The organism is Actinomycetota bacterium, from assembly GCA_035536535.1.
Taxonomy (GTDB): Bacteria; Actinomycetota; JAICYB01; order JAICYB01; family JAICYB01; genus DATLNZ01.
Genome location: DATLNZ010000090.1, coordinates 1 through 5,480, shown reverse-complemented (window position 1 = coordinate 5,480; position 5,480 = coordinate 1). Strand labels below are relative to the sequence as shown.

Below are 5,480 nucleotides of genomic sequence, written 5' to 3'. Positions count from 1 at the left end.
CGCGCCGCTGGCTGCGGAACTCGCGATCGGACCCGCACAAGACGCCGACTCAAACCCGCACCCAGGCTCGATCGTCTAGCCAGCGGGGGCTGGGGTGGAGTCTGCGACTCGCTCGTAGCTTCGGGGAGGTTCGTCGTGGAGTACGTATAGGAACTCCATCCGCCTCAGGTCGGGCTGGTCGGCGGCGGCTCCTTGGAGGGTGTGGGCTCGGTCCCTGAACTCCTTTAGCAGGGACTGGATTCTGGTGTTGAACTCGATGATCTCGTCGACGGTGGTGGTGAACGCGAGGCGGTTGAAGGTGATGAACCCGGGCGGCTTCCCCACTTCGGCCAGCGACGCCTTCTCATAGAGCGCCTGTTCCGCCCGCGCTCGGGCTCCCTCGACCATCGCGGACAGGTGAATGGCCAGCTCGTCCGGCCGGCGTATGTCCCAGGTGATGCGCTGGTTGTCGGTCATTCCGTACACCCTCTCCACCATGCGCTCCCCCGCCTGGCGATCCACCACCGACAGCAGGCCAGCCTCCTCCAGGATTCGCAGGTGGTAGTAGAGCCCGTTTGCGCCGATCCCCAGTTCCCTCGCGAGCTCCTTGGCGGTCCACCTCTCCCGGTACCCGAACAACTCAAGGATCCTCAACCGCAACGGGTCCGCCGCTGCCCGCCTCTTCAACCGCATCTGGTCTACCACGGTCGGCTCCCCTCAGTGGACGGCTTTCACTGTAGTGTGGCGCATTCACTATGTCAACGGGAGCCGTGTTGTCTGGAGCTTCGCGTGCCCGTCCGCTCCGCGAGCACGCCGGGCTCGGTGCGGTGCAGCAGGTCCGGCACGGGTGGGTTTGAGTTCGCGGGCGGGTGCGGGTCCGATCGCGAGTTCCGCAGCCAGCGCGGCGAAGCCGCGCGCCAGCGAGGACTGCAGAGCAGGCGGGCCCGCACCCGGACGCGCAACTAACGCTACGACTCAGCCTGCGGCGGGAGCGGACCGTGCCATGACGGCTGAGCCGTAGACCCTGTCCCAGCCGTCGCCTGCCGCCAAGTCCGAAAGCCGGCGACGAGCCGACTCCAGCAGCCCCGCGTCGTCGGTTCCGAGAGATGCCGAGGCATGCCCGCGCGCGAGCATCAACAGCGACGGCGTGAACCGGTCACCGGTCGCGCCCAGGATCTGCTCCGCACCGGCGAAGGCATCGGCAGCGGTCAATGCGTCACCGGCCGCAGCCGCCGCCAGACCCTTGGCGATCGCTGCGTCGGCGCGGTCCAAATAGGTTCCGCCATCGATCCGGTCCACCTCGGATGCGGCGGCAAGGGCGTCCTCCGGGCGGCCCGAGCAGCAAAGCGCCAGCGCCAGGGGTCCGGAGGCCCTCGCCCGCGGGCCCGGCTCGCCCGACGACTCGCGGGCCCGCTGGAGGACTGGCACCGCTTCGTCGACACGTCCTACCTGCAGCAGAGCCAGTCCGCCCAGGACCAGGATCTCGACGTTGGTCTCAGCCGCCAGGCCCGACGGGTCCAGCTTCTCCAACACCCGCCTTCCGTGTCCGAGCTGCACCGCCACTGCCCCCGAAGCCATGGCGGAACTGTTGCGCAGTGTGGTGTCCGGATGCCTCGCGGCCATCGACCGCGCCTCGTCCAACAGCGTCACGGCTTCCTGCGGGCGTCCGTCCAGCACGAGCGCCCGGGACGCCGCGAGCATCGCCTGGATCTCCCCCCAGGCGTCCTGGATCTCGCGGAACACGCTCCGCGCTCGCAGCAGACCCTCGACGGCCTGCTGGGTGCGCCCCTGCCACAAGCCGATGATGCCCAAAAGACTCCGGGTAATCCCTTCGGCCCACCTGTCGCCGCTTTCGGCCGACTCGCCCACGACCTGTCGCGCGTACTGCTCGGCCTCCTCCAAGCGGCCCTGCATGAGCCGCACCCAGCCCAGCAGCCCGAACACCCACCCCAGGCCCCGGAAGTCACCGATCTGCATGAACAGGGAGGCCGAACTCTGGAGCCACTCCTCCGCCGGCGCAGCCTCTCCGCGAACAAAGGAGATCCAGGCGAGGTGCTGCAGCGACCAGGCCTGGCCGCGACGGTCCTCCAGCTCCCCCGACACCGAAAGCGCTTCCCGTACCACGGCTTCCGCCTCGTCCAGCCGCCCGCAGAACAGGTTCGTCATGCCCAAACCGCGCAGCGCGTCGGCCTCGCCCTGCCGGTCGCCCACCTCGCGCCAAAGCACCACGGCTTCGGACAGGCTCTTGGCCGACTCGGCCTCCTGCCCCTCACGGTGCTGGACGTCGCCCAGCACCGTGAGGGCGTGCGCCTTTGTGGCGAGGTCGCCTTCGCGCTCGGCCTGCGAGAGGATCTCGAGTGCTTCCTCCCGCGCCTCCGTCAGGTGCCTGAGGGTCGACTTGGCGGAGGCCCGCCGCAGTGCCAGCCGCCGGCCCCGGCCGGCCTCGGGATTCAGCTTCATGGCGTGGTCCAGGAGCATCACGGTGGCAAGCGGCGTCTCGCGCAGTTCCGCTCTTGCCGCCGCGCGGTCCAGAGCGTCGAGGGCTCTGTCCTTTACGTCGCCTTCCACGCCTTCGATGGAGCCGAGCTCCTGGGCGAGACCGGCGGCGACCCCCCAGTGGTACGCCAGCTGCTCGAGCCGCTCGTCCATCCGCTCGGTGCGTTCGGCGAGGCTCTCCATCCACGACGCCAGAAAGGCGTGCCGCCGGGCCCGCTCGGACTTGGCCAGCGTCGCGTACGCCACCTCCCGCACCAGGTCGGACTTGAACCTGAAGTCGTCGTTGCCGACCAGCACCAGGTCGGTCAGCGACAGGGAGTCCAGCACCGCACCGGCATCGGGCTCGCCACGAAGGCCCGCCATCGCCGAAAGAGCTTCCAGGCTGCCCGACTGCCCGATGACCGAGGCGTCCTCCAGCAAGGCACGCTCCGCGTCCCCGAGCGAGTCGAGCCGCGCCGACACGATGCCCCGGAGTGTCGCCGGGACGTCTTGGGGGGACGAGCCGCCCGGTTCCCCCGCCTGGTCCACGACCAGCGCCACCAATTCCTCGAGAAACAACGGATTGCCCCCGCTGCGTTCGATGACCAGGTCCAGCAGCGGCTTCGGGGGCTCCTCCCCCACCAGCCGGGTGACGAGCTCCCGCGACGCCTGCTCGTCCAGCGGGTCGAGGTTGACGACCAGCAGGTTGTGGCGGCCCACCTTGGGGGTCCAGCGCGACTCGAGCTCCGGCCGGGCCGTCGCCAGGACCACTACCGGAGCTTCCCGCAGACGCTCGAGGAGGTAGTCGAGCATGTCCAGGACGAGCTGGTCGGCCCAGTGAAGCTCCGAGAGCACGATGACGAGGGGGCCGTGGCGGGACAGTGCCTCGAGCACGTCCACCAGCGATCGCTGCGCGTCCTGCAGTGCGCGCGCCGGGTCCACGTCGGCCAGAGCCGACTCGTCTCCCATGAGGTACAGCAGCCCGGACGCCGTGTGCGCGACGTCGGGATCGTCGACTCCTGCCCCGAGCGCGCTCGCGACGGTCTCCCGAGTCTTGGCGACCGTATCCTCCTCGGAGTCGCCGGGCCCTATCGCGCACGCCTGTCGCAGTGTCTCGCCGATCGGCCACCACGGGTTGGCTTCGCCGTAGGGCGGGCAGCGGCTCTGGAACCACATGGCGCCCTGCTCGGAGGACGCGTACGCCGTCACCTCCTCCACCAGACGGGACTTGCCCAGACCCGCTTCGCCCAGCAGGACGACGAGGTGTGGACGGCGGTTGGCCGCCGCGGCCTTTACGGCTCCGCAGAGCACCCCCAGCTCGACCTCCCGGCCGATGAGCGGCACCCGGCGGCGTCTCGGCCTGCGGCCGGGCGGGACGACGGCCTCCACGGCGGCCCAGGCGTCGATGGGGTCTTCCCGGCCCCGGGCCAGCAGCGCCCCCAGCGGCTCGTACCGGATCACCTGGCTGGTGGCCGCCCAGGTCTGGGGCCCGACAACGACCTGCCCCGGAGACGCCGCAGACTGCAGTCTGCTGGCGGAGTTCACGACGTCGCCCGTGGCGGTGTAGTCGCCGCCCGCGCGAAGGGACCCGACCAGTACCTCACCGGTGTTGACGCCGATGCGCATCTGAAGATGCGACGCATGGACGCTGATGGTCTCCTGCATCGCGAGCGCCGTCCGGACCGCACGCTCTGCGTCGTCCTCGTGGGCCACCGGGGCGCCGAACATCGCGACGATCCCGTCGCCGAGCACCTTGTCCACCCGGCCCCCGTGGCGGGTGATGTCCGCCGCCAGCAGTCCGAAGCACCGGTCGATCAGGATCTTCACCTGCTCCGGGTCCATCGTCTCGGACAGCGCGGTGAACCCGACCAGGTCCCCGAACAGCACGGTCACCACCCGCCGCTCGTCCGCGCGGGACTGCAGCGGCGATCCACAGGTGGGACAGAACTTGGCGGCCGCAGGGGCTTCAGCGCCGCAGGAGGTGCACTTCATCTTGCGGCAAGTCTATCCGTGGCCCGGCGGCCTTCCTTGTCGGCCCCTGTGGTCAGACCTTGAGCCGGAGAGCGTGCGGCAGAACCTCGAAGGTGGCGGGGGTGGTCCCGAGGACCTCGCCATCGGCCTCGATCAGCGCCGCGGGCTCGCACTCCAGCCGCAGAGAAGACACGCGGTGCTCGTGGATCCGGGGGTGCGGCAGGTGCGCTCCGCGATAGACCTTTGGAAGGGCACGGACGAAGTCCAGCTTCGACCCGGCGTGCACCTGGACATCCAGCAGTCCGTCGGCGGGATCGGCGTCCGGGGCCACGCGCATCCCGCCGCCGAAGACGCGGCCGATGGCGACCACCACGTTCATCACCGAACCCTCGTACAGGACCTGATCGGAGGCCGGGTCCTGCAGCATGGCGTGACGGCGCGAGAACCTCGGGAGCGTCTTCCAGAAGGCCGTGAAGTAGACCGCCGGCCCCAGGCGTCTCGGGAGCTGGGACGCGGCCTCCACCACCTCTGCGCCGATGCCCGCCTCCGCGATGTTCACGAACACGCGCTGCGCGGGACCGTCCAGGGTCGTGAAGCTGATCCGTGCGGCGTCTACCGGCACGGGAGCCGAGTCCGAGGCGATCCGGGCCGCGGCCTGCTCGATCTGCGCATCGATGCCGAAGGTCTTGACGTAGTCACAGCCCGACCCGAGGGGGAGGATCCCCAGGACGGGGGCGTCCGGGGAGCCGCCCGGCTGCAGCAGTCCGTTCACCACTTCGCTGACGGTTCCGTCGCCCCCGGCGGCGACCACCATGCTCCGGCCCTCGGCCTGGGCCTCCGCGGCCAGTTCCGATGCGTGTCCCGGACCGGACGTCACCCGGACGTCGGGGTGAAGTCCCTGCGCCCGCAGGAGCTCCTCCAGCCTCGCCGTGGCTGCGCCGGCTCCCGTCCCCGCACGGGGGTTCACGATGACCAGCGGCCGAAGGCTCGACGGTGCGTCGGTCACAGCGCCACCGCCAGCACCTCGGACACGTCGCGCGCCGATGCCCCGGCCG

General features: G+C 70.4%; 4 protein-coding genes. 1 reads left to right on the top strand and 3 read right to left on the bottom strand.

Translation table 11 applies throughout. The features are described 5' to 3' along the window. Positions 1-75: 75 nt before the first annotated feature. A complete protein-coding gene (locus VNE62_06335; protein ID HVE91899.1) occupies positions 76-666 on the bottom strand; it encodes a helix-turn-helix domain-containing protein in 591 nt (196 codons plus the stop codon). Positions 667-768: 102 nt separating this feature from the next. Here VNE62_06335 and VNE62_06330 point away from each other — a divergent pair, with 102 nt between their 5' ends. Continuing rightward, entirely contained in the window at positions 769-945 is a 177-nt protein-coding gene (locus VNE62_06330) for a hypothetical protein (GenBank protein HVE91898.1), read from the top strand. A 9-nt stretch (positions 946-954) separates the two neighbouring features. Here VNE62_06330 and VNE62_06325 read toward each other — a convergent pair whose 3' ends face one another. Together VNE62_06325 and VNE62_06320 are read right to left on the bottom strand one after the other, a co-directional pair. Further along, positions 955-4,446, bottom strand: coding sequence for an adenylate/guanylate cyclase domain-containing protein (locus tag VNE62_06325; GenBank protein HVE91897.1), 3,492 nt, complete (start codon positions 4,444-4,446; stop codon positions 955-957). A 52-nt stretch (positions 4,447-4,498) separates the two neighbouring features. Next, positions 4,499-5,431, bottom strand: coding sequence for a diacylglycerol kinase family protein (locus VNE62_06320; protein HVE91896.1), 933 nt, complete (start codon positions 5,429-5,431; stop codon positions 4,499-4,501). Positions 5,432-5,480 lie beyond the last annotated feature (49 nt).